Consider the following 22054-nt stretch of genomic DNA (forward strand, 5'->3'; position numbering starts at 1 on the left):
TTTTCTTCCCCCTGCACCGGCGGTTTGCGGGGCCGGCTTTTTTGCCGGTTCCCCCTACCCTGTTTCCACCCAACCGGTGTGTTCTTTTTAAAGGTCGTCGACGACGGCGTGCACTTCTTTTTCTTTGTGCCAATCGGAGATGAGATTTGTGACCGCCTGAACAGCGATCAGGACGACCGTAATCAGGATCAATGGCTTCATAGTAGCGGGAATCGGTGGATCCCAGGCCGTACCGAACTTCTCCCAACGCATCACCTTGGCCAGGGATTCGTTAAAGCCGCCCCACACGACGGCCGCCGAAAAGATGCAGATAAACAAGGTCGAGATCACATCGAAAAACCGTTGCCAGGCACGGGGCACAAGATCATAGAGCATGAAGATCCGAATGTGCGCACGCTGCTGCATCACGTAGAGACCGGCCAGCAGATAGACGGCCCCCGCAACCCAAAGCGACATCTCGTTGACCCAGAGTGTCGGGCTCGAGAAGACGTAGCGCACCACCACCTCGTAGAACATGATGGCCACGATAAAGGCGACGATGAACATCGTGACGCGGCTGATCGCGATACTGACGCGGTCCATCCAGCTGGTAATTTCGTGTTCGACCATTTTCCCGTTCCCTGTACTCCGGTACTCCGCTCTGCGGGAGCCAGAGGTTGTGTTTTTTTTCGATTCTACAAAACGAACAAACAGCCTATAGGCCACCCGGTGTTCTGTCTGCCTTAAAGCGCCGGATCGATCAGCCAGAGTGGCGGCTGGGCTCTCCAAACATCGAAGTCCGGAACATGATGCATGAACGCCGGTTGAGCGCTCCCGTTGCCGATGAAAGAAACCAGTCGGTCGCTCAGTCCAACAACAGCCATCTATTCAGACCCCGCTTTAAAAATCAGCAAAACATATGATGTTTACATAATCAATATGTTTGGAGTAACCCGCAAAGGCTCTCGATTTGGTCGGCTTCAACCGGAGTGACCTGGATTCCCCCGCGTTGACGCCAAGAGCCTGATCGTCTCACCTTGTCGAGAAATGGGAAAATCAGGCTCTGGCTCATCGCGGGTTTCCGGCTGGTGTGAGTTACTTCACCAGGCCGAGCGTTTTCAGGAAAGCCGTGTGGCTGTCGACCAATGCGCGGGCTTCCGGTGTCTTGTCGGCCCAACCCTGCCAGGCCTTCTGCGCGGCGGCGCGGAAGTCGGCGCGGTCTTCGGCTGACCAGTCATAGAGAGTCACGCCCTTGGCACGCATGGCGGCAGCGGCCTCGTTGTTCTTCACTTCGAAGGTCAGCGCGGTCTGGAACGCCAGCTTCTGCATGGAAACCTCGATGATGCGCTGCAGGTCTTCCGGCAGGGCGTCCCAGGCATCCTTGCGGATCGCCAGGTGATCCGAAGGCATGGAGTGAAAACCCGGGTAGGTCGCATGCGACACCAGATCATAGAGACCGAGCCCGACGTTGTTGGCGAGGCCCGAGGCATCCGCACCGTCGATGATGCCGGTCTCCAGCGCCGTGAAGATTTCGGTGAAATCCATCACGACCGGGCTGGCACCCAGCTCGGCAAAAATCTCGGTTTCCAGACCCGGAGGCGAACGGAACTTCCAGTCCTTCAGATCCTCGGGTCCGGCAATCGGCTTGGACGAAGACATCGATTCCTGGCCGTAGATCCACCAGCCGATGAGCTGCATGTTGTATTCGTTATAGAGATTGTTGGCCGCTTTAAAACCGTCACCATGATAGAGCCAGGCGTACTGCTGCCAGGGCGTGTCGTAACCGCCCATGATATCGCCGACGAACTGGAACGCGGGGTTTTTACCCGTCTGATAAGCGCCGCCGGTCATGTCGCCGTCGAGGATACCGCTGGCGGCCGCATCGAAGGTTTCGACTGATTTCACCACAGAGGACGAGAAGAACATCTCTATATCAAGACGGCCACCGGACATGGTTTCCACGTCGTCGACGAACTGCTGCGCGAGCTTGCCGGATACGGTTTCAGGTGCGTAGTGAGTCTGGATTCTGAGGGTGTGATCTGCAGCGGCTGCACTGAAGACAACACCGCAGGACAAAGCCAGGGTTGCCGCGGTTGCCGCGAGCTGATGGGCTAGTTTCATGAGTTCCTCCCGAGAACTGTTTTGTTTTTTCCGATGAAAATTGCAGGCTTCAGGTCGGCTTGTTATTTTTTGAATGCTAGCATGCTAGCAAACAATCGGCAAGCCGTTTACCTATCGCACCGGCATCAGCGCCCCACCGTCGAACGCCTTACAACAGGTTGGGGGACGCTTCGCCGCAGCATGGTTGTTATCGATAACATAGTCAAGCTGACTGATGACACCGGCTCCCTTACCGACCTGCCCGGCAAGAGAGCGTGTTCAGATTTTTATTTATTCTTCAGTGCGTTAGTTTGTTTTTTCCTAACAAACTATCCGGCACTTATGAACGTGGCCGCTGTTTCTGCGGATCGTAAAACGGCAGCGGCACCTGCTGCGCGGCGAGGCGCTTCAAGCGGCCGTCAAGCTGGCCGATTTCGAAGGCGGCCTGACGACTTTCTTCCGTCGAGGCCTCAAGAGCCTCGATGGCAATCCGCGCCATGGCGACCGGCTGTCCGAGTTGAGGCGAGCGGCAGGCACTGGTCACGGTGCCGACCTGGGTTCGTCCGCGAAAAACAGGATCGCCGTGGTTCGGGCAATCCTGTCCGGTGATCACCAGGCCGACAAGCTGGCTGCGCGGTGAACCAGCGTTTCGCAAGAGGGCTTCCCGGCCGACGAATGCCCGCTCCTTTGTCTTTAAAGGCACCGCGAAGCCTGCCCCTGCCTCGAAGGGATCGGTATTTTCGTCGAACTCATGTCCGGCGGTCGGCAGGGCCGCCTCGATCCGCAGCAGGTCGAGCGCCTCCAGGCCCATCGGGATCAGCCCCTGAGGCGCGCCCGCTTCCATGATGGCATCCCACACGGCCGCGGCATCCTCCGGCGCGGTGAAGACTTCATACCCCAGTTCGCCGGTGAAACCGCTGCGGGATACCAGAACCGCCGGCCCGTTGAAGTCGCCCACCCTGCCCACGAGAAAACGGAACCACTTCAGTTCGTCCAGGCGCGGGTGTGCGTCGGTCGTCCATATCAGGGATTTCAGAATGTCCCGCGATTTGGGGCCCTGAACGGCGAGGTTGCAGAGGCTGGAGGTCGCCGTACGTACCCGCACATCCAGGCCAAGTGACTCCGCCAGCTCGCGCAGCCAGTTCGTGGCTTGCGCATCGCCCGCCATCCAGCGAAAGGAATGGGGCGACAAGCGGAACAGCGTGCCGTCGTCGAACATTGCGCCGGTCGAACGGCACATGGGGCTGTAGACGACCTGCCCCACCGAGACGCGCCGCACGTCCCGGGTCAGTGCATGGTCCATCAGGGCCTCGGCACCCGGCCCGGTGATATCCACCTTACCGAGTTGCGACATGTCCTGTAGAGTGGCGGCTTCCCGGCATGCCCAGTATTCCGCGAGCACGCCGGATGCGGTGTAGCTGCCCGGGATCCAGAAATCCTTGGCCGCACGATAGTCGCGTGTCAGCTCGGAACTGCGGACGTGAAACGGCGTTTCCTTGGTCATGACGGCATCGGAGTCCGGGGTTGCGCGGAAGGCGATCGATTTTCGAAACATCTCTGTCTCTCGATAAATGCGAAGCTGAACGTCGGTGGGGTCCCAGCCGTTGATCGGCGAGGTGTCGTCGGGACAGGCAGTGGAAACACAAACCAGATCCGTCAGGGCTTTCATCAGGACATAATCGCCGGGCAGCGACCAGCTCTCGTCCGACCGGATCGCGTTGCCCATCTCGACCTGAGTGTTGAAAAAGTAGTTGACGGCCGGCCAGGCGCCGCGCGGTGCGACATCCCAGGGACGCATCGCCTCGGAGATATTGGTCGAACAGTTGATATGACCGGGAAAGCCCTTGTTTTCGTAAACCCGTGCCGTGCAGGCCAGCCCAAAAGTGTCATGGCGCCCGCAGCTGTCCTGCAGAATCTGGACCAGCGGCTGATTGTCCTGATCATAGAATTTATCGGTCATGCCGGGGTTCGGATAGGCCCGCCCGACCATGGTGCGTGTGACGGTCGAATCGATAAAGCGTTCCTGCCCCCGGTCGAGTGCGCGCCGCGAAAAAGCGATGAAATCGGAACACTGCCGGCCGGCGATATCGACGACCTGAATATACTCGCCGGCTTTCACCTCGTAGGCCCGGCCGCTGCGGCGCGGCACCAGCATATCGAGACGCGGTTCGGCCAAAAGCGGCGGTGGCCGCTCTGCGCTGTCATTTTCTGCGGAGCGGCGGCGGGCGATCCGGACCTGCAGGTCGCCCGGCTGCGGACCGTCGATGACGCGTTCCAGAGCCCCGGCCTCTTGAACCGGTGCCGCAATCGCCAGGATACAGCGCCGCCGGGCTTCGAAACCCAGGCAATCACCCGGGGCACTTTCGCCGCCCAGTCCGGCGAACGCCGATGTAAGCGCCGTCAGATCAAGTTGGCGCCGATGCATTACGTCAGAGAACTGAGCGGTCAAGGCTTCTCGAAGCGCCACCGCCGGAACAGTCCGGAGCGCATCCGGACTTCCGGGGTCGAGAGCCTCCTGATCCCAACGGCCATCCGGACCAAAGCTTGCGAGGTGAAACGCCTGGCCGCCTTCCAGGTCGATCACGTCGGCCCTGTCCCCGGCATCGAGGTCGAGCATCAGAACCCCTCTGGCAGGAAGAAAGTAGCGTTCCCGATGAGAGGCAAAACTGTCAAAGCCAGGACGCCTGACCGCTGCGGTTTCGGCTGCGGTCAGCGAAGCTGGAAAGAGAACGGTCATCGGATCTCTTGCGCTCCAGAAAAAGGGGCCAGAAAGAATCAAAAAAGGCCGGAATGCGATCGGTCTTGACGGAACGGCTCAAAAACCTGAACCGCCCTCCACCCACTCGAACCAGCCGCTAAAGACTGCAAAACGAAATCGGGAAAAGTCCGCCCGGACGACACCGGCTGCCGGTTCGGCAGAGGTGCAGCCGGGCGGGAGGCAAGTGGCTACAGGGAGACGTCAGCCGTTAATCCACTTGTCGACGATTTCAGGGTTTGCATCGATCCAGTCTTCCGCAACGTCCTGCGGATCGAGCTTGTCGCGGCCGACCTGCAGGATCCATTCATTGACCGTGGCAGGATCCAGCGAAATGTTCTTCAGGAATTTCGCCACCTTCGGCGCACGATCGTAGAGCGATTTCGAAAAGGCCACCCAGACCTGCGCATCTTTGCTCGAGCAATTGAAGGTGGAGGCTTCGAGCCAGTCTTCGCGGTCCTTGGGCTGATAGACTTCCATGCAACCATCCGTGTGCGCGGGTTCGTCGATCGGCACGATGTCATAGGCCGCATGCAGCCATTCCGGTGTCCAGTAATAGAACAGCATGGCCTCTTTCTTCTTATATGCGCTGTCGAGCTGCGCCTTGAAGATGGCATCGTCGATGCTCACGGCCTCCCACTTGTCGTCCAGGCCGTAGGAACGGAACTTGATCTGCCACATGTTGGTCGAGTTCCAGCCGGGTGCGCCGGGCCAGTACTCCGCCTTACCGTTCCCGTCCCGGTCGAAGAGTTCGACGACGTCGTCTCGATTAAGGTCCTCGATCGTTTTTACGCCGTATTCTTCCTGGACATATTTTGGGATGAAGATCTTCTGCGTGCCTTTGTAAGGCGTCGTGTTGTGATCCACCGTGCCTTTTTCGTCGATGTAGGTCGCCCACTTTTCACCCTGGTTGGGCATCCAGACATCCGTGTAGACGTCGAGGCCGCCATCGCCCTTGTCCATGCCGGCGAAGATGACGGCCGCTTCGGCCTTTTTCATTTCCGCCTTGCCGCCAAGGCGCAGCTCGATGACACCTTTCATGACATAACCGATGGCCCTTGCCCCGTCCCAGGACAGCTCGCCGATGGCGATGGTTTCATCGGCCATTGAAGGGCCGCCGATCACCGCTGTCATCAGCGCGCCGGCAACGGTCGATTTCATCAAAGTCTTTATCTTCATGCTCCCTACTCCCATATTTTTGGTTTAACGATTTGTCTTCACAGCGATTAATACAGTCGAGAGTCTGATCGTTTTTCGCTGTCTCGGCGGAACCCGTGACTCAGCCTCTCCATCAATCGCACTCTAAGTTTGGTCGGGCTTGCGCGCGCCTTGCACGATCCGGTCCATGATCATGGCGCAGAGCGCGATCGCCGCACCGGCCAGCAGTCCAAGACCGTGTTCGACGTGTTGCAAAGCAAAGAGCACGTCTTCGCCCAATCCTTTGGCTGCGATCAGGGCGGCAACGACGACCATCGACAGGCTCATCATGATTGTCTGATTGATACCGGTCATGATCGAGGTCACGGCCAGCGGCAGTTCGACCTTCCACAGCAGTTGCCGCGGGGTCGCGCCGAAGGCCAGCGCGGCTTCCTTGACGCTTTCGGGCACCTGCGTGATACCCAGCACCGTCAAACGGACCATCGGCGGCAACGCGAAGATCACGGTTGCCAGAATGCCGGGCGGCTTGCCGACCCCAAAGAACGCGATGGCGGGGATCAGGTACACGAAACTCGGCAGAGTCTGCATGATGTCCAGGACCGGCCGGATGAAGGCGTAGATCCGCGGCGACTTGGCACACCAGATGCCGATGGGCACACCGAGCACGACACAGATCAGGGTCGCGGCGCCAACCAGCGACAGGGTCGACATGGACTTTTGCCAAAAGCCGAACATGCCCAGATAAAACAGCGCCAGCGCGGTGAAGATCGCGACGTTCTTTCCGGCGGTCCGCCAGGCGATCAGGATCAGCAGGAATGCCATCACCGGCCACGGCGTCCCGACGAAGATCAATTCCAGCAGATTGAGCACGGCGCGAATACTGATCGTAATGGCATCGAACAGCGAAACGAAGGTAATGGTCAGCCAGTCAATAAAGTCGTTGATGCCGCCGGCAACCGGCTGCTGAAGGTTCTTTCCGATCGGAACCTCGCCGATGACCCAGCAATTGAAGCGGTCGGCAAATCCGGCCTCGTCGCCTTTGGCCATGGCTCGCCACATGCGCTTGCACTCACGCAGAGTGGGCGCCACCTGGGTCGCGCGGTAAATCAGCATCGGGCCGATCGCGAGGATCAGGGCAAGACCCAACTGCACCCGGCGCGCGGAAATGCCCGCGTTGATCGCGCGATCGATGCGCCAGTTCTGGTATTGGCGGTAATAAAGCAGATCGGCAAAACGTGCAGTCAGCACCCGTCCGCAGACGAAAACCGCCACCCCCCACAACAGATTGACGCTACCGGTCCCTTCGGATGCCGCGAACAGCCCGCGGGCCATCAGCATGATTCCGGAAACGTCCAGCAGCAGTGCGATCCAGAAGTGGGTCCAGTTGCCGCGCCGTGCGCCCCAAAACGGGCCTGCCAACAGCGCCGAGCGGTTCACATGCGTTGCCGTCAGGCGGTTTTGCTGTAGCTGAACAAAGGTGCCGCTGTAGTAGTCGGTTTTCTCGGCGGCGAATTCCGTAACGAGCTTCTGTTCCTCGAGGCTCGGGCCACTGTCCTGCGCTTCGGCACCGAGATCGGCAGTTGCCGGTGTATCAGTCATCGCGGGTGTATCAGTCATCACGGCTCTCCCTGTATGCCGCGCAGCAATGCGGTTTTGGTCACCACGCCAACCGCGTTGCCGTCGTCTTTGATGAGGATCGGGTGCTCGCTGTCGACCGACAGATCGACCAGCGCATTCAGATCGGTTTCCGGATCCGCAACGGGACAGAGGCTCTCGTCCAGACCGTTACCGCCATTCGCTTTGTAGGCTTCGATCGGCTGCATGACCGTATGGGCGAACACAAGCTTGAGCCGGGAAATGCCGGCAACGAAGTCCGCGACATAACCATCGGCGGGCTTGGTCACGATATCTTCCGGCGTGCCGATCTGCACGATGACCCCGTCCTTCATGATCGCGATGCGGCTGCCCATGCGGATCGCTTCGTCCAGATCATGGGTGATGAAGAGCGTGGTCTTGTGCATGACGTGTGACAACGCCAGGAACTCGTCCTGAAGCTGGCGGCGGATCAGCGGGTCCAGCGCCGAAAAGGGTTCATCCATCAGCAGAATGTCGGGATCGGCGGCGAGCGCCCGCGCCAGGCCGACCCGCTGCTGCATGCCACCTGACAGCTCCGAGGGATAGCGGTCGCCGTAACCTGTCAGATCGACTTTTGCGATGGTCTCTTCCGCCGCAATGCTGCGCTGATAGGAATCGACACCGCGCAGCTCCAGGGCAAAGCCGACATTGTCGCGCACCGTGCGGTGCGGCAGCAGTGCCATGTTCTGGAACACCATGCCGATGGTCTCGGCCCGCACCTGGCGCAGCTCTTCTTCGTTCAGGACATTCACGTCCCGTCCCTTGAGGAAAATCTCGCCGGCGGTAGGCTCGATCAGCCGGTTGATATGCCTGACCAAGGTCGACTTGCCGGAGCCCGACAGCCCCATGATGCAGAAGATCTCACCCTGCTCGACGGCAAAGGAGGCATCCGCCACCCCGACGACGCAGCCGAACTGCGCCAAGACTTCCGGTTTACCGAGATTGTCCCTGCGGATGGCCTCCAGTGCCTCCGCCGCACGCGATCCGAAAATCTTCCAGACCGACCGGACCTCAATGACCGGATCCCCTGTACTTGCATTATTCATTATGCCGCTACCCCGCGTTTCCGCTTAATGTAACCGGTTACATAAAACATAAACCCAAATTATCGTCGAGTGCAAGCCACTTTCTGTGGCGCGGGAGTCATCGGGCCGCAATGCTGCTTGGTATGTCTTCGCTTCGGCGATAAGCTTCCCCGGCACACACGGGCGATTCCGCGTGCAGACCGGCGATTGGAGAGCAGTTTGATGTTGGAACGGACGGCGTGGTCAAACAGGTAATCGGTGTGAACCGCCGCACGACGGGCAGCGTCGGCGTGCGCCAGGTCGCCAAGGCCGCCGGTGTCTCCACGGCCACCGTCTCGCGTGCCCTCAATCAGCCGCATCAGGTTTCCGAGGAGCTGCGCAAGCACGTGACCTCGGTGGCTGCCGAGCTCAACTACATCCCCGACCCCGCCGCGCGCGCCTTGTCATCACAGAAGACCTTCAGGATCGGCGCCCTGATCCCCACCATCGCCAACTCCATCTATTCACGCTTCATCGAAGCCCTTCAGCGACGCCTGCGCGAGTCGGGCTATAGCCTCGTGATCGCCAACTACGATTTCGACGAGGCCCTGGAGATGGAAGAAGCCCGTGCCCTGGTCGAGTCAGGAATAGACGCACTGATCCTCGCCGGAGAACATCGTACGCCGGATCTTTACGAGCTGCTGGCAACACGCAGAATTCCCTATCTGCTGATCTCCATTTATCTCCCCGACAGCCCCCACCGCTGCGTGGGCTACGACAACCGCGCCGGCGCCGAAACCATGGCGCGTCACATCCTGGAGCTGGGCCATCGGGAGATCGGAGTGATAGAGGGCCCCTCCGGCGTCAGCGACCGTGCGAGACTCCGTACGCGCGGGATCAGGGATGCGCTGAATGCTTTTGACCTGGAGCTTCCAGCGCACCGTCTGACGAGCCGCAGCTTCTCCGTCCGCAACGGCCGCGAAGGCCTGTCCCAGCTGCTCGATGGGGCACCGGAAATCACGGCAGTGATTTGCGGCAACGACGTGCTGGCCATCGGCGCACTGATGGAGGCGCAGTCCCGCGGACTGAACGTCCCCGAAGATCTCTCGATCTGCGGATTTGACGGACTGGATATCGCGCAGGAAATGGTCCCGCAGATTGCCACCATGCACGTACCCACCGCCCAGATGGGCCTGAAGGCTGCCGAGTCCCTGGTCACCATGCTGTCGGGCGAAGAAGCGCCACACGCAGTCCTCATCGAAACCAGGCTGGTTCCTGGCGGCTCGACGGCACCGCCAAAAAAACCGTAACACGCCGCATCGCTCAGATCGCGCTCAAAGCCCGCCGGTCTATGGCGCTTACACCAGAGAGCGTGGATAGAAATATGATGATTTGCTGGGGCAAGGTTTCTCGCGCTAATCGGTCATTCAAAGGGAGACGTCACATGTCCATCAAAGGCGAAACTGTCTGCACAGGTCGATGCTACTGCGGCGCGCGAACATTCACCACGACTCAGGCGCCGCAAACCGTCGCCTACTGCCACTGCGACGACTGCCGGCGTGCGACGGGCGGACCAGTCGCCGCGTTTGCGGCATTCGAGGAACAGGCGGTGACATTTACACCGGACGAAGGCCGCAAGGCGGCCGTCAATCCCGGCGTAACACGCACGTTCTGCGCCGACTGCGGCTCTTCGCTGACCGGGCGCTACGATTATCTCCCCGGACAGGTTTACATCTCGCTGGGCGTTGTCGATCAGGCCGACGACTTCGCGCCAAGAATTCACACCCATGAGTCGGAGCGGCTGACGTGGCTTCACATCGACGATGACCTGGAGCGGGTTGCGACCTCGGGGCGTGCAACCATCGCCGACCCCTCGAAGCAATGACTGCAGTCCTTATGCCAAGGCGCGTCAATATCCGATTTGGACGCCTCCCTTTTGACGGCGCCGCCGGATCCCGGCGAGGCCGGCAAAGACGACTTCACGCAACAGCTTTGGTTTCGAGGCAGCATAGAACCTAAGCGGTCACTTCCGGAATCGCTATCGCCGTCCTCAAACAGCCTTTCGGAAAAATCTGAGAGGGACCCGGCGCGCAAGTCCGCTGCACTTTGAACCAATGACGGCAGTGGGGGCCGGAGTTGTCGTCGCTTCAGAAATGCTGAACGTCAGCTCCCCGCGTAGGTGTGTCGATGGTTCGAGATTAAGAGAAATTCATTTCACATAAGCCCAGATCTGTCTTGCAGACTCAGGAGCTGACACACGGGTGTTGTCAATTCGCAAGTAGTTGGGGTGTTCAATCTCGCCTTGGCTGGAATTGAGGCGATATTCGTCGCTCATATTGAGCACATTGTTATCCGACCAAGCGAGGTCTCTTTTGGAAGGCTTATGCTTCAGTCTGTTCTCAGTTCGGTTTCTCTTGAGCCTTTCGTCAAGGCTTGCTTCTAGCTCGATCCAAAAAACCTCGTGCCCTTTTTTCGCAAACTTGTCAGCGACACCTTCAATGTACTCACGCTCTCCAGCCTCACCAAATGCCCAAACATATGTGAAAATGTATCCGGGCCCGCAGTCCTCGGAGAAGGCCTCGAAAAATTCATGCCGCAGCCTTTGAACCAACCTGCGGCCTTGGCGACTGCCGTAGCTGAAGAACGGCGCAACCATTTCGATCGTCATGTGATTATGAAAAAGCTTATAGCCGGAGAGCTTTTCCAGTTCTTGACCTACAGTCATTTTACCGACCGCTGGTGGGCCAACTATGATGACCAGCTTCATATTCGCAAACCTACAAAATCATTCTGTGTATTCAGATTATTTTGCTGCAACGCCCTCTTAAACCTCTCAAATCCTTCCCGGCCTGTCGTCAGAGCGGCCTTTGTTGCCGTTTCGGATGGTTGAACCGATTTCTTCTTTGCCCAGCCTTTAAGGCTGTTCCAATTCCAAAATATTTCCTTCTGGATCCCGCACATAGACCACTAGAAGTGGGCTGTTCAAAGTTCCGAAGTCAGTGACTTCACCCTGCGATTTTCCGCCCGCCTTGATTATCTCTGCAACTGTCGCTTCGATGTCGCTCACCTCAAATGCGAGATGTCCGAAACCGGGTTCGTTCACCCTTGGCTCCGGTCGATCCAGGGTGTTCTTGTATTCGAGTATCTCTAAAAATGGCCCCTCGTCGTCAGGTAGACGCAGCCAAACCGAGTAGATGTGCGTGTTTGGCAGGCCGTTGCCTCTCGAAACTTTCTCGCCGGAAAGCGTCGTTGGTGGCCGTCTGTCCACGTAACCAAACACAGTTTTATAGAATGCGGAAAGGACATCGGCATCGCGTGCCGCTACACTAACGTGCAATAGTTTCATGCTGACGGCTCCCCATCTCTCCACATTTTGCATGTGAATTCTTGAGCCCTCAACGGCAAATGCAGCCATTACAAAAATTGGTCATTTTGAGCTCTGACCGGTCATTCGCTATGCATCTGCCGGAGGCCGGCAACGCGGACGAAGGGGTCATTGCACTGTTCCGTTCAGATGACCGCTTTTCGACAGAACTTGATATGCAGTAAAATTACTGCATAATAAGCGAACAGTGAAAGACGATCAACTCGACCTCATTTTCAAAGCTCTTTCTGACAGCACTCGCCGTCGCATCATCGACCGTTTGAGCCAGCAACCCGGTCAGTCATTGTTCGAGGTGTGCGCCGCATCAGTTGCGGAGAATGGCGTTGCCTTTTCCCGTCAAACGGTTTCCCAGCATCTCGACGTTTTAGAGAAAGCCGGCTTGATCAAGACATCATGGAAGGGACGCACGAAAGCACATTCGTTGAGCATCAACGAAGATCATATCGCGGCTGCTTCATGGATCAAAAAATACAAACAAAACGGAGCTAAAACATGAAAATCTATATAACTAGCGTCTTTGTCGATGACCAAGACAAAGCAGAGAAATTCTACACTGATGTTCTCGGTTTCAAGGTGAAGAACAATGTTCCTTTAGGGGAAAGTCGTTGGTTGACTGTCGTGTCTGACGAAGACCCTGAAGGAACGGAATTGCTACTTGAGCCAAGCACGCATCCTGCTGTTAAGCCTTACAAAGATGCACTGGTTTCCGATGGCATTCCGGCGCACTCATTTCAGGTAAAGAACCTTGATGCGGAGCGGAAAAGACTGGTCGAGCAGGACGTAGAGTTTGTTCTTGAGCCGATGGATGCAGGGCCGGTTCGCATGGCGGTTTTCGATGACACTTGCGGGAATCTTATTCAGCTGATCGAGATGAAAGACGCCGCTCCAGCGTGATCTTCGCAGAAGCCAGCATAGGCTTGTTGATGGCAAAGGCTTGACATCCAACAAGCGGTGTGAGGATATGTAGCTGTGCGACGAAGCACGCAAAATTATCAAGCGACTCAGCTGGACATGTATTCCTGTTTGGGTCGTTTTGCGTTTTTGAAGCACAAAATTCCTGAAAATCCGGTCTAGGTGTCCAGTCTGATTCAAAAACAGGCGGGAACACCTCACATGAAAAACTTCTTTCGAACGCTCGGTTTGACCACTGCTGTTGCGCTCACTGCAACCGTTGCTCAAGCCGAAACTAAAGTCGGTGCTATCTTTGATCTCACCGGTGGACTCAATATCTATGGCATTCAGCAGAACAACGCGCTGAACCTTGCTATCGAAGCCGTCAATGCAGCCGGCGGCGTCAATGGCGAACCGGTCACGGTGGTCGGCTATGACGCCCAGTCAGAACTTGCCAAATATACCCAGTTCGCTCAGACCTCTGTTCTGCGTGACGGCATTTCCGCGATGTTTGCCGGTCTCACCAGTTCATCCCGCGAAGCCATTCGACCGATCTTCCGCAAAGCGAAAATCCCTTACTTCTATTCTTCGCTTTATGAAGGCGGTGCCTGCGATAAGCAGACCTTTGTAACGGGGTCTTCTGCTTCACAGCAGCTCAACGTCCTGATCAAATGGGCCGTCGAGAACTATGGCAAGAAGATCTATATCATGGCGCCGGACTACAATTTCGGAACCATATCCGGTCATTGGATCCACGAATTTGCCAAGCAGAACGGGGCTGAGGTTGTCGGTGAAGACTATCTCGCCCTCTCGGTCACTGACTACGCGCCGACCATCCAAAAAATTCAGGCTGAAAAACCCGATGTGGTTATCGCGCTTCCAGTCGGCGCCAACCAGACAGGCTTCCTGGAGCAGTTCGCGGCGGCCGGTTTAAAAGACACTATCGGAATGGTTTCCACAAACTATGGTTCAGGTAACCAACAGGTTGTTGTGTCTCCGCAAGCAGGTGAAGGCCTTATTTCGGCTATGGGATATTTCCCGTCCGTGGAGAGCGAGGCGAACACCAAGTTCAAGTCCGCCTGGGAAGCCAGGTACGGCACCGACACACCGATCGTGGCAGGCGCTGTCGATGTATGGAACGCTGTTCATATCTGGGCGGCGGCCGCAAACAAAGCCGGGTCATCCGAACCCGACGAGGTGATTGCTGCTCTGGAAAGTGGTCTGACCTTTGACGCACCGAACGGCAAAGTCACTCTGGAGCCAGGCTCGCACCACCTGCGTCAGGACATTTACATCGCAAAGGGCGACAACAATCATGGCTTCGAGATTGTTCAAACCTTTGCCGGCTCTGCACCGACCTATGAAAACGAGAAGTGCAACCTGATCGATAATCCAGATCTCGCCGAACACTTTTCTCCCGAAGAGCACTAAGAACCACCTGACGCGCCTGTCAACAGACAGGCGTGTTCTTTTCCGGAGGAAAGCATGGAACTTGATTATCTGGTGACAGTCCTTCTGTCGTCACTCTCCAGCGCGTCCATATTGCTGATCGCAACCCTGGGACTTGCGGTCGTTTATGGACTCATGGGCGTCATCAATCTCGCCCATGGGGAATTCCTGATGGTCGGGGCTTACTCTGCCCTCACCGCGACACAGATCGGCATTCCTTATCCGTTGGCCATTCCCGTGGCCGTTGTCACGACCATGCTGATTGGCGCAATAGTCGAGCTGCTCATCATACGGCGATTATACGGACGATTGTTTGACACCATGCTCGCGACATGGGGTCTCGGCATGGTGTTCAACCAGGCCGCCGTTTTGCTCTTCGGGACCGTTTCCCCAGGCATCGGCATGCCGCAATACAACTTCAAAATCGGCGGCTACAGCCTCGCCGCCTATTCGATTGCCATGATCCTGGTTGCTGCGGTCATGCTCGCGTTTGTTTATCTTCTGATGACGAAAACCGTCTATGGCATGAAAGCCCGTGCCTCGATCCAAGAGCCAAAAATGGCTCAGGCGATTGGCATCGACTCCTCGCGGGTCAATACACTCACATTTGCGATCGGGTGTGGTCTGGCGGGTTTCGCAGGGGCGATCCTTTTGCCCATTATCCCAGCCACACCGTCCATGGGCCTCTTCTTCGCCGTTAAAGGTTTCCTCACAGTTGTGGTTGCCGGCCCCGTCGCTTTGACCGGCAGCGCCTTGACAGCCCTTGGCCTTGGTGGTGGCGCATCAGTGACAGCCAGTTTCATGACGTCCGTTGTCGGTGACGTCTTCTTTTTCCTCGTAACCGCTCTCCTTCTGTGGCTGTACCCGATGGGTATCTCCGCCAGATGGCGCCGTAAGCTCTAGGAGTGCTGCTGGATGCTTGAAAGACTCTACTATTCATCAGGACTGGTGTTCCCGGCAATTGCAACCGCCATTGCCCTGGCGGTCTCCCATTCGCTTGATCCATACCTGGCCTTTGTCGCCACTTCCTGGATCATTTTTGGTCTCCTCGGACTGAGCCTCGACATCATTTGGGGTCGCGGCGGATTGCTCAGCCTCGCTCAAACGGCCTTCTATGGACTGGGCGGATATTTTGGCGCGGTCATTGCCATCAACATGGCATCGGAATGGGGCATGACACTGGTCTGGGCGGTGCCCTCGGGCGCTCTGTTCGGAGCTGTCGTCGCGGCAGCACTTGGCTACATTATCTTCTTCGCTCGAATGGGCGAGCTGCAATCTACAATTCTCTCCTATACCTTCACACTTCTTTTGTGGGCGGTTACACAAAGCTTCAAGATCGACATTGGCAAGGCCGCCATCGGTGGAGACAACGGGCTTTCAAATATTCCGGGAATTGTTCTGGGATTTGGATCAAAAGCTGAATCACTCGACCCCAATCAAACATTTGCCACCGTTGTGGCAATCTCGGCGGTCATCTATTTCTTTACCCGTTGGCTGATGCGCAGCAATTTCGGAAAGGTCGTCGATTGTATCCGCATCGATGTCGAAAAGACCGAACTGCTCGGATACGACATTCGTAAAATTCAGGTAATGAATTTTGCGTATTCAGGAGCCGTTGCAGGTGTAGCCGGCGCTCTCTTTGCGCTGTGGGCAAATTATCTCAATCCATCACTCTTTTCTGTGCCCGAGGCCCTACTCGTCCCAATCTATGTTCTTGTCGGAGGACTGGGGACACTGGCCGGGCCATTCCTAGGAGCGCTTGCCATAGGCGCTTTGTCATTCTGGCTTGGCGGCGGTGCTGCGAGTGGACAGACCACACTCATCCTCGGTGCCATTCTGATTCTGCTGGTGCTCTTCCTGCAAAACGGAATCCTTGGGGCTCTCGGTCAATTCTGGCGGCAATTCATACCGGATCCAAACGACGCGGCACGCCATGCCGGTGCCGTGAAGATAGATACGGAAGTTCTGGAGACTATTCTCACAGATGCTGCTGAACAGGCAGGCCCCGCCAAGGAACTCGACAGCAATAATCTCTTCAAGCGCTTTGGAGGTGTCATTCCGGTCAATGATGTCAGTCGCGAATTCGCGCCAGGTAAACCCTACGCATTGATCGGTCCGAATGGAGCGGGAAAAAGCTCATACCTCAAGACATGTGTCGGGCTTTACCGCCCTGAGGGCGGAAGCATCAAACTTGGCAATGATGACGTTACGAAAGCTCCGATATTCGAGCGCGTGCGCAAGGGCATGGGTGTCAAAAACCAAAAGCCTCAGGTCTTCGGTGAAAACACCGTCGAACAGAACCTGTGGTCCGCCGCTTATGCACGAACCAAAGAGGGGCAGCAGGCAACAGCAATCAGCCAAAAAGTTCTGGGCATGCTGGGCCTTGAGGAGCAGGCCAACGCACAAGCCTCTGCTTTGTCTCACGGCCAACAGCAATGGTTGGACATCGGTATGGTCCTCTGCCTGGCACCCCGCGTTGTCCTTCTGGATGAACCCGCAGCAGGCATGACCAATGAAGAGACCCGCGAGCTCTCATTGCTGGTTCGCACTCTCGCAAAACACACAACGGTTGTTGTGGTCGAACACGACATGGAATTCGTCAGGACGCTTGAAGGCCACGTTACCGTCCTTCATCAAGGCAAACTGTTCGCGGAGGGAGATATAGAAACACTCCGCGCCAATGACGCCGTCCTCGATATCTATCTGGGGAGGCGCGAGCATGTTTAAGGTTACGAATGCGACAGGTGGCTATGGTAAAACCACCATCATCCGGGATGTCACACTTGAAGTGAAGGCAAGCGAAATCGTTGCCCTGCTCGGTCGTAATGGTGTCGGCAAATCGACCCTTATGCGGTACGCAACCGGCCTCATACTGGCAAAAAAAGGCAGCGTAGAAATAGCCGGCGCGCGCGCGCCGGCAGCTCCCGCCAAGAGGGCAAGGTTGGGGCTTGGCTACGTACCTCAGGGCCGATTTGTATTTCCCAGAATGACGGTCACGGAAAACATCGCCGTTGCCGCCGCTTCGAACGGCTTTGATGCAAAAGAAACCGTCAAAAAGATGTTGGCGGATTTTCCGCTTCTGGGTCCCAAGGCGAATGATCTGGCTGGCGGCTTGTCTGGCGGGCAGCAACAGGTTCTGGCACTTGCCCGAGCCTTGGCGATCAAGCCGAAAATTCTACTCCTTGATGAACCGACCGAAGGGGTTCAGCCCTCCATCATTGATGAGATTGCAGGCGTTCTAAAGCGCATCAATCAGGAAAGCGAAATTGCGATTCTGGTAGCCGAGCAAAATCTTGATTTCTGCCTGTCTATCGCAGAGCGGGCCTACGTGATGGAGAAGGGCAGCATTTATCTCGAGACGGATCGGGAGAGTCTCAGCAGGGACAAAGAACTCCAACAGGAACTATTGGGAGTGTGATTATGACTGATCGAGCCGAACTGACTGACGATCAGAATGATCGCATCGATGCCACACTAAAACGCATACGGGCAGGACTTAAACGGGGCGTCCCGTCACCCGATGAGGAGCCGGCACATATTTTTAAACCGGAGGCGGTCAATGAAAAGAAGTGAAAGCCTTTCGGAGCAAGTCGCCGCGCTCGCCGATGGATCGCAAACAGCATCCTTCCTGGCCGAACGATCCCTCGAGCGCGCAAAGAAAAACGCTGGTTTGAATGCATTTGCGGCCCTCGACGAACGGACTGTCCTGGCGCAGGCCGAAGCCGCGACCCAAAGACGCAGCAGCGGCAAAACGCTCAGTCCCATCGACGGAGTGCCGATTGCCGTTAAGGACAACTATCTGACAAAAGACTACCCGACGACGGCCTGTTCAAACGCGGCACCTCTTGAACCAAGTGGCACAGATGCAACGCTTGTGGCGAATTTGCGTGCGGCCGGTGCAGTTATCTTCGCCAAGACCAACATGCACGAATGGGCCTACGGCGCGACCAACGACACATCCACGATAGGCGTCACGCGCAACCCTCATAATCTTGATCATATTACAGGGGGCAGCAGCGGCGGGTCTGGAGCGGCCGTTGCTGCAGGTATTGTTGCGGCGGCCCTCGGAAGCGATACCGGTGGATCGGTTCGCATCCCGTCTTCTGCCTGTGGCATTTACGGTTTCAAACCCAGCTACGGACGCGCCTCGCGAAACGGTGTCCTGCCACTCAGCTGGTCTCTGGATGCCCCAGGCCCGATGACTGCTGCTTTAGAGGATATCGGGCATCTCCTTCCGTTCTTTTTAGGGGCAGACCCAAAAGACAACTCGACCTTCAATGCTGCGCCGTTTGGCCAGATTTCGTTTGAGGGCAAGCCGAAACTTCTAAGTCTGACAGGTAAGGGTCTGGAGCGGTCGGATGAGGTTGATGCTGCCATCAGGAGCGCTCTTTCTACCCTCGATGCCGCTATCACAGAAGCTCAACTCGCTAACGTCACAGGTTATTTTGCGGCGTGGGAAGCCATCCTCCATTGCGAAGCAACCGCCTATCACAATGCGCTGCTTGCCAAAAACCCGGAAGGATTTACATCTGTCACCAGAGCACATCTCGAAGCAGGGCGGCGTCTAACCGGAGTCGAGTTTCTGGAAGCACAAAAATTGCGAACGCATCTGCTGAAGGTTATGCTCAACGAGTTACCTGACTGGGACGCGCTGGTATTGCCGACGCTGCCCGTCCCGGCACCGCCTCATGGACAGGACAAGCAAAAATTTGGTGGTCGAAGTGTAACCACACAGGACAGCATGACCTGGTTCTGCTGGATTGGGAACTTGGCGGGATTACCGTGTCTGACCATCCCGGTGGGTAAATCGTCTAAGGGTCTGCCGATCGGCATGATGCTCATGGGCAAACCAGGGTGTGATGAGAAACTCTTGGCGATCGCGCGCAATATTGATCAAAGTATAAATGGTGGTGAGGCCTAAATGGGGAGTGAGCCAGTTAAAATCGGCGTTTTGTTTTCACAGACAGGTCCAATGGCGGTTACGGAAAATGCTCATCTTCAGGGCATCCTCCTGGCCTGTGAAGAAATAAACGCCACCGGTGGACTCAGCGGTTCCAAGATCGAACCCGTCATATTGAACCCGGAGGGTGACGACCGAAGATATACGGAGCTGGCAGCAGAGCTTTTGCTTAAGCACCGAGTAAACAGCATTTTTGGGTGTTGCTTGTCGACCAGCCGGAAAGCCGTTCTGCCGATCATTGAGCGATACAATGGAGTGCTCTTTTACCCTTCCGTCTATGAGGGCTTCGAATATTCGCCAAACGTGATTTATGGCGGCGCAGTTCCCAACCAGATGATCTTGCCGCTTCTTGACTATGTTTTCAAAAATCACGGGAACAGAATCGCTCTCGTTGGATCAGACACGCTCTATGCCCGCGAGATCAATCGAATCGTCATGGAGTTTCTTTCCAGCAGCGGTGGAACCGTTGTGGGTGAAACCTATCTCCCATTCGGGACCGGCAAGATTCGAATGGAAACCGAGTTAAAAAACATTGGGTCGGAACAAGTCGACGTCATCCTCTCGACCGTTGTTGGCGAGGACAGCGTCAATCTCTATTCCGCCTATGCGAGTGTGTTTCCTCAGGATCGCAATCTTCCGATCGCCTCGTTAACAACAACTGAATCGGAACTGGCGAAGATGCCTGCTGAGGCGCGGGCAGGACATCTTTCAGTCGCGTCCTATTTTGGCTCGGTCGGCTCGCCTCAGAACCAAAAATTTGTTGCAGCCTTCAAAAGCCGTTTTGGAGATAACGCGGTTCCGGGTGTGTACAGCGAGGTTTGCTATTCCCTCGTCCACTTCTTCGCCAATGCCGCCGGGCTTTCCGACACGACAGATTCTGACACTGTTCTCGAAGCGCTTTCAGGAGCGGTATTCAAAGGGCCTGGTGGTGATCTGTCTATCGATATCGATACAAACCATTTCAATCTAAGACCACTTATCGGAAGGTCTTGCGAAGATGGTACGTTCGAAATCGTCTCCAAGAATCCAAGCGTGGTCCGAGCAGACCCATACCTGGTCGCCTATGATCGTTCAGTCAGCGGACAGTTAGCCGTATGAACGAAGACATGCCGGTAAGAGATCAGAACCTGCTTCGCCGCCTGCGACGAATGCGAGTGTTAGTTATTCATCCTGACGACCAAGAGCGCTCCCTGCTGCTTGCTCAGCTCAAGCGTATTGGATGTCAGGTAGAAAGTCTGTGGCCAGCACCTGAAAGCCTACCGGATCACGTCGATGTTGTACTGTTCCTGCTCACCCCTCTGAGTGACAATAAAAACCTGTCCTGGCTTGCGGGAGAAAATGCGATTGCCAGGATTGCAATCATTGCATTCGAAACACCAGAAGTTCTCTCTGAGCTTGAACGCCTGAATGTACATGGTGTTCTTTCCAAACCAATCCGGGTGTTTGGCGTACTGGCGGCGCTTACCACTGCAATCGGCCTGGCTCGGCATGAGTCACGCCTTAAACGCCGCATTCAATCGCTTGACGACACGCTAAAAGCCAGACGCAAAATCGAACAGGCTGTAGCGATTTTGTCCAAGACTAGAGAGATCAGCGAAGAAGAGGCCTACAAGCGGCTAAGGGATAAGTCCCAAAACTCGAAAACGCCCATCTCTGCTATTGCGGACGCTATCATCGCATCGAGCGATATCTAGGGAAAGCGGCTGCTTCTCCTTGAATGGTCTATTTTTCGTGCGGCATCGGGCGAATGTCCCACGAAGACTCGATCCGGTCATTTCCTGCACCGCGACATCTCACCAGAAGGCTGGATCCAGAGTGTCGAGAACGGCCCGAAGCCGTCAGCCGCACTGCCGGAAGCTGTCATTCGCCGCACTCGCGAACCAGAGGCACGAGCGGAGGTCCGGATGGCGGACAAAGCAGCCATTGAAGCTCAATGCGATTTTCTGCAATCTAACTAAGCTTTAGAGGACAGGGAATGGATCAACTTCATATCCGAGCAGGTACATCCGATGATGTTGAAGCGATCCTTCGCGTGCATTCCAGTTCAGTTTTGGGCCTTGGACAACTCTCGTACAACAACGAAGAATGCCAAAGTTGGGCTTTTGGACTTGAGGTAAGCCAATACCGGGATGCGATGACAACAGGGGGAGAGACCTATCTGGTCGCTTTAAATGCCGGAAAATTAGTCGGTTTCTGCTCCTATAAGGAAAACGAAATCGTCGGCCTCTACGTCGATCCGTCCACCAGTCGTAAAGGCGTAGGGTCTCTACTGATACGCGCCGCTGAAGCTGGAATTGCCTCTGCCCGCCCAGTAACGATCACTCTGAATTCCGCATTGTCAGCGTTGGAATTCTACAAGTCGCATGGATACAGAGCTGAAGGGACGCGCCTTTGGAAGACGCGCGGCGGGCTTGAAATTGAAGTCTGTAAAATGGCAAAGGAGCTCGCCTGAGGCCTTGGGTGACTTGGTAGGTTTGGGCTCAATGCTGTCATGCGGCGGTGCCGCAAGCCCTCTATTAGGGGATCATCGATCACGGTCCAATCCTGCCGTTCACACCAGGACTCGGATTTTGCAGCCGCATTCCCGAAAGCTGTCATTGGTGAGAACCAAGTCCGACATGGGCTTCAGATACTGGCCATATGAAATGAAGTTATTGCTGATCCGGTAGAGAGACAGAGTCTCCCGATCTGGGTCGGTCAAAGATAGCTGGAATTTATCAGTCATTGGGCCCATGTGC

At 56.3% G+C, this 22054-nt stretch carries 22 protein-coding genes; 13 read left to right on the forward strand and 9 right to left on the reverse strand.

Features of this window, described 5'->3' with window-relative positions:
- Positions 1–87: 87 nt before the first annotated feature.
- The 6 genes from QMZ18_RS08060 to QMZ18_RS08085 all read right to left on the reverse strand — a co-directional run bounded on the left by QMZ18_RS08060 (position 88) and on the right by QMZ18_RS08085 (position 8673).
- Positions 88–609, reverse strand: coding sequence for a TRAP transporter small permease subunit (locus QMZ18_RS08060; RefSeq protein WP_282605766.1), 522 nt, complete (start codon positions 607–609; stop codon positions 88–90).
- Between the two features lie 465 nt (positions 610–1074).
- Positions 1075–2100, reverse strand: coding sequence for a TRAP transporter substrate-binding protein (locus tag QMZ18_RS08065; RefSeq protein ID WP_282605767.1), 1026 nt, complete (start codon positions 2098–2100; stop codon positions 1075–1077).
- A gap of 319 nt (positions 2101–2419) precedes the next feature.
- Entirely contained in the window at positions 2420–4816 is a 2397-nt protein-coding gene (locus QMZ18_RS08070) for a DUF1989 domain-containing protein (RefSeq protein ID WP_282605768.1), read from the reverse strand.
- 222 nt (positions 4817–5038) lie between these two features.
- Entirely contained in the window at positions 5039–6013 is a 975-nt protein-coding gene (locus QMZ18_RS08075; RefSeq protein WP_282605769.1) for a glycine betaine ABC transporter substrate-binding protein, read from the reverse strand.
- Between the two features lie 123 nt (positions 6014–6136).
- Complete coding sequence (locus QMZ18_RS08080; protein WP_282605770.1) at positions 6137–7609, reverse strand: proline/glycine betaine ABC transporter permease; 1473 nt, start codon at positions 7607–7609, stop codon at positions 6137–6139.
- Positions 7609–8673, reverse strand: coding sequence for a glycine betaine/L-proline ABC transporter ATP-binding protein (locus QMZ18_RS08085; RefSeq protein WP_282605771.1), 1065 nt, complete (start codon positions 8671–8673; stop codon positions 7609–7611). The genes QMZ18_RS08080 and QMZ18_RS08085 overlap by 1 nt, the downstream gene beginning before the upstream one ends.
- Before the next feature lie 218 nt (positions 8674–8891).
- Here QMZ18_RS08085 and QMZ18_RS08090 point away from each other — a divergent pair, with 218 nt between their 5' ends.
- Together QMZ18_RS08090 and QMZ18_RS08095 are read left to right on the forward strand one after the other, a co-directional pair.
- Positions 8892–9941 carry a LacI family DNA-binding transcriptional regulator gene (locus QMZ18_RS08090; protein WP_282605772.1) on the forward strand — a complete coding sequence of 350 codons (1050 nt, stop codon included), beginning with the start codon at positions 8892–8894 and terminating at the stop codon, positions 9939–9941.
- A gap of 134 nt (positions 9942–10075) precedes the next feature.
- The gene (locus QMZ18_RS08095) at positions 10076–10516 is read left to right on the forward strand and encodes a GFA family protein (RefSeq protein ID WP_282605773.1); all 441 of its coding nucleotides are present in this window, start codon (positions 10076–10078) and stop codon (positions 10514–10516) included.
- A 324-nt stretch (positions 10517–10840) separates the two neighbouring features.
- Here QMZ18_RS08095 and QMZ18_RS08100 read toward each other — a convergent pair whose 3' ends face one another.
- Both QMZ18_RS08100 and QMZ18_RS08105 read right to left on the reverse strand, forming a co-directional pair.
- Complete coding sequence (locus QMZ18_RS08100; RefSeq protein ID WP_282605774.1) at positions 10841–11398, reverse strand: AAA family ATPase; 558 nt, start codon at positions 11396–11398, stop codon at positions 10841–10843.
- A 147-nt stretch (positions 11399–11545) separates the two neighbouring features.
- A complete protein-coding gene (locus QMZ18_RS08105) occupies positions 11546–12046 on the reverse strand; it encodes a VOC family protein (protein ID WP_282605775.1) in 501 nt (166 codons plus the stop codon).
- A gap of 157 nt (positions 12047–12203) precedes the next feature.
- Here QMZ18_RS08105 and QMZ18_RS08110 point away from each other — a divergent pair, with 157 nt between their 5' ends.
- The 11 genes from QMZ18_RS08110 (at position 12204) to QMZ18_RS08160 (ending at position 21768) form a co-directional block, all read left to right on the forward strand.
- Positions 12204–12512: a helix-turn-helix transcriptional regulator gene (locus QMZ18_RS08110; protein WP_282605776.1), complete on the forward strand. Its 309-nt coding sequence runs from the start codon at positions 12204–12206 to the stop codon at positions 12510–12512.
- Positions 12509–12910, forward strand: coding sequence for a VOC family protein (locus tag QMZ18_RS08115; protein ID WP_282605777.1), 402 nt, complete (start codon positions 12509–12511; stop codon positions 12908–12910). Before QMZ18_RS08110 ends, QMZ18_RS08115 begins: the two co-directional genes overlap by 4 nt.
- 219 nt (positions 12911–13129) lie before the next feature.
- Entirely contained in the window at positions 13130–14338 is a 1209-nt protein-coding gene (locus QMZ18_RS08120) for an ABC transporter substrate-binding protein (RefSeq protein WP_282605778.1), read from the forward strand.
- Positions 14339–14392: 54 nt separating this feature from the next.
- Positions 14393–15259: a branched-chain amino acid ABC transporter permease gene (locus QMZ18_RS08125; RefSeq protein ID WP_282605779.1), complete on the forward strand. Its 867-nt coding sequence runs from the start codon at positions 14393–14395 to the stop codon at positions 15257–15259.
- Positions 15260–15271: 12 nt separating this feature from the next.
- Complete coding sequence (locus QMZ18_RS08130) at positions 15272–17083, forward strand: ATP-binding cassette domain-containing protein (RefSeq protein WP_282605780.1); 1812 nt, start codon at positions 15272–15274, stop codon at positions 17081–17083.
- Positions 17076–17774, forward strand: coding sequence for an ABC transporter ATP-binding protein (locus QMZ18_RS08135; protein ID WP_282605781.1), 699 nt, complete (start codon positions 17076–17078; stop codon positions 17772–17774). The genes QMZ18_RS08130 and QMZ18_RS08135 overlap by 8 nt, the downstream gene beginning before the upstream one ends.
- 2 nt (positions 17775–17776) lie before the next feature.
- On the forward strand, positions 17777–17929 hold the full coding sequence (locus QMZ18_RS08140; RefSeq protein ID WP_282605782.1) for a hypothetical protein: 153 nt from the start codon (positions 17777–17779) through the stop codon (positions 17927–17929).
- Positions 17916–19277 carry an amidase gene (locus QMZ18_RS08145; protein WP_282605783.1) on the forward strand — a complete coding sequence of 454 codons (1362 nt, stop codon included), beginning with the start codon at positions 17916–17918 and terminating at the stop codon, positions 19275–19277. Before QMZ18_RS08140 ends, QMZ18_RS08145 begins: the two co-directional genes overlap by 14 nt.
- Before the next feature lie 51 nt (positions 19278–19328).
- Positions 19329–20414, forward strand: coding sequence for a transporter substrate-binding domain-containing protein (locus tag QMZ18_RS08150; protein WP_282605784.1), 1086 nt, complete (start codon positions 19329–19331; stop codon positions 20412–20414).
- Positions 20411–21010, forward strand: coding sequence for an ANTAR domain-containing response regulator (locus tag QMZ18_RS08155; protein WP_282605785.1), 600 nt, complete (start codon positions 20411–20413; stop codon positions 21008–21010). The genes QMZ18_RS08150 and QMZ18_RS08155 overlap by 4 nt, the downstream gene beginning before the upstream one ends.
- Positions 21011–21291: 281 nt before the next feature.
- Positions 21292–21768 (forward strand): GNAT family N-acetyltransferase, encoded by a 477-nt coding sequence (locus tag QMZ18_RS08160; protein WP_282605786.1) that lies wholly within the window; start codon positions 21292–21294, stop codon positions 21766–21768.
- A 99-nt stretch (positions 21769–21867) separates the two neighbouring features.
- Here QMZ18_RS08160 and QMZ18_RS08165 read toward each other — a convergent pair whose 3' ends face one another.
- Positions 21868–22041, reverse strand: a complete 174-nt coding sequence (locus QMZ18_RS08165) for a hypothetical protein (protein ID WP_282605787.1) — start codon at positions 22039–22041, stop codon at positions 21868–21870.
- Between the last annotated feature and the right edge of the window lie 13 nt (positions 22042–22054).

Origin of the sequence: Pelagibius sp. Alg239-R121, from assembly GCF_947331435.1 — a bacterium.
Lineage (GTDB): Bacteria > Pseudomonadota > Alphaproteobacteria > Kiloniellales > Kiloniellaceae > Denitrobaculum.

Bases quoted from the DNA above. Each gene is read 5' to 3' on its own strand.
- QMZ18_RS08060 (WP_282605766.1), bottom strand. From the start codon at position 609: ATGGTCGAACACGAAATTACCAGCTGGATGGACCGCGTCAGTATCGCG.
- QMZ18_RS08065 (WP_282605767.1), bottom strand. From the start codon at position 2,100: ATGAAACTAGCCCATCAGCTCGCGGCAACCGCGGCAACCCTGGCTTTG.
- QMZ18_RS08070 (WP_282605768.1), bottom strand. From the start codon at position 4,816: ATGACCGTTCTCTTTCCAGCTTCGCTGACCGCAGCCGAAACCGCAGCG.
- QMZ18_RS08075 (WP_282605769.1), bottom strand. From the start codon at position 6,013: ATGAAGATAAAGACTTTGATGAAATCGACCGTTGCCGGCGCGCTGATG.
- QMZ18_RS08080 (WP_282605770.1), bottom strand. From the start codon at position 7,609: ATGACTGATACACCCGCGATGACTGATACACCGGCAACTGCCGATCTC.
- QMZ18_RS08085 (WP_282605771.1), bottom strand. From the start codon at position 8,673: ATGAATAATGCAAGTACAGGGGATCCGGTCATTGAGGTCCGGTCGGTC.
- QMZ18_RS08095 (WP_282605773.1), top strand. From the start codon at position 10,076: ATGTCCATCAAAGGCGAAACTGTCTGCACAGGTCGATGCTACTGCGGC.
- QMZ18_RS08100 (WP_282605774.1), bottom strand. From the start codon at position 11,398: ATGAAGCTGGTCATCATAGTTGGCCCACCAGCGGTCGGTAAAATGACT.
- QMZ18_RS08105 (WP_282605775.1), bottom strand. From the start codon at position 12,046: ATGGCTGCATTTGCCGTTGAGGGCTCAAGAATTCACATGCAAAATGTG.
- QMZ18_RS08115 (WP_282605777.1), top strand. From the start codon at position 12,509: ATGAAAATCTATATAACTAGCGTCTTTGTCGATGACCAAGACAAAGCA.
- QMZ18_RS08120 (WP_282605778.1), top strand. From the start codon at position 13,130: ATGAAAAACTTCTTTCGAACGCTCGGTTTGACCACTGCTGTTGCGCTC.
- QMZ18_RS08125 (WP_282605779.1), top strand. From the start codon at position 14,393: ATGGAACTTGATTATCTGGTGACAGTCCTTCTGTCGTCACTCTCCAGC.
- QMZ18_RS08130 (WP_282605780.1), top strand. From the start codon at position 15,272: ATGCTTGAAAGACTCTACTATTCATCAGGACTGGTGTTCCCGGCAATT.
- QMZ18_RS08135 (WP_282605781.1), top strand. From the start codon at position 17,076: ATGTTTAAGGTTACGAATGCGACAGGTGGCTATGGTAAAACCACCATC.
- QMZ18_RS08140 (WP_282605782.1), top strand. From the start codon at position 17,777: ATGACTGATCGAGCCGAACTGACTGACGATCAGAATGATCGCATCGAT.
- QMZ18_RS08145 (WP_282605783.1), top strand. From the start codon at position 17,916: ATGAAAAGAAGTGAAAGCCTTTCGGAGCAAGTCGCCGCGCTCGCCGAT.
- QMZ18_RS08150 (WP_282605784.1), top strand. From the start codon at position 19,329: ATGGCGGTTACGGAAAATGCTCATCTTCAGGGCATCCTCCTGGCCTGT.
- QMZ18_RS08155 (WP_282605785.1), top strand. From the start codon at position 20,411: ATGAACGAAGACATGCCGGTAAGAGATCAGAACCTGCTTCGCCGCCTG.
- QMZ18_RS08160 (WP_282605786.1), top strand. From the start codon at position 21,292: ATGGATCAACTTCATATCCGAGCAGGTACATCCGATGATGTTGAAGCG.
- QMZ18_RS08165 (WP_282605787.1), bottom strand. From the start codon at position 22,041: ATGACTGATAAATTCCAGCTATCTTTGACCGACCCAGATCGGGAGACT.